Here is an 891-nt window from a genome sequence, read left to right as displayed (position 1 = left end):
CTGGGCTGACACCACAGCCGGTTCATCACCGTTATACACTTGACCAGCATAGTCATTAAGAGGGTTAAAAACGGCTAAGCGATAAATCGGCATGTAATCATTCCTTGTTCAACAGGGTCGCCACCCAGAGATCATCCTTGGAAATAGGGTGGCCACCCAGAGCTCTTCCTTGGAAATAGTTGGCCACTTCTCATTAAGAAACTCAGGCGTCCAGGCTCAGCAATTAGCAAAGCACGGAGATGCCAAATAGGTCTGAAATATCGAAGTGATTTGGAAGGAAGCAGTATAAAAAGCAGGAACAATTATCTCATCAGTCAAAAGGCTGATTTGGTATCAATAAATACCCCCCGTATTTTATGCTGGTCAGACCCCAGCGAATATTTATTCGTTATTTGATCGGCCACGGTTTCACTGATGGATTGCCAAATTTCGGAAAAACGCCAACTGGCATTCGCAACCTGAATGGTCTCGGCTCCCTGAATGCTATCGACCAACAACCCCTGACGTTCATTACTGCGCTGCATGTCGTCTTTCATCAAGCACCGCATGCTCCGTAATACGGTCTTACAGATGCTGATGATCGCTGGTGTTCTGCTAGGCAATGTGCAACGGCCGACGCAAGGCATCAACCGCAATATAAGCCTGACTGGTTGCATCAACCAGATCTCGACAAACCTGCAACAGGCCGACATCCTCAGCTCGCCTTTCCGCCGTGCCAGCTCAATGGCACGGCTCAACTTGCCGAAAGTCAGCAACGGCTGCTGGATCGTCACCGTGGCCAGAGGCTGCGCCATCACCCGCATCTGCTAACGAGTGTCCTGTCAGCATCAGACCAACCCCTGTGATGTCATAACGCCCATTGGCATGGTCGTCAGGTAGACTTCATTCAGA

Annotated in this window: 2 protein-coding genes; one reads left to right on the top strand and one right to left on the bottom strand. The window is 49.8% G+C overall.

What is annotated here, in order from left to right:
- Positions 1 to 314 precede the first annotated feature (314 nt).
- The gene (locus Q4551_RS16145; RefSeq protein WP_303434956.1) at positions 315 to 536 is read right to left on the bottom strand and encodes a hypothetical protein; all 222 of its coding nucleotides are present in this window, start codon (positions 534 to 536) and stop codon (positions 315 to 317) included.
- A gap of 34 nt (positions 537 to 570) precedes the next feature.
- Between Q4551_RS16145 and Q4551_RS16140 the strand changes: the two genes are divergently transcribed.
- The gene (locus Q4551_RS16140; protein ID WP_303434953.1) at positions 571 to 810 is read left to right on the top strand and encodes a hypothetical protein; all 240 of its coding nucleotides are present in this window, start codon (positions 571 to 573) and stop codon (positions 808 to 810) included.
- Positions 811 to 891 lie beyond the last annotated feature (81 nt).

Source organism: Oceanobacter sp. 5_MG-2023, assembly GCF_030548165.1.
GTDB lineage: Bacteria > Pseudomonadota > Gammaproteobacteria > Pseudomonadales > Oceanobacteraceae > Oceanobacter.
The sequence above is the reverse complement of the archived record's forward strand: the minus strand, read 5'-3'. Positions and strand labels throughout refer to the sequence as shown.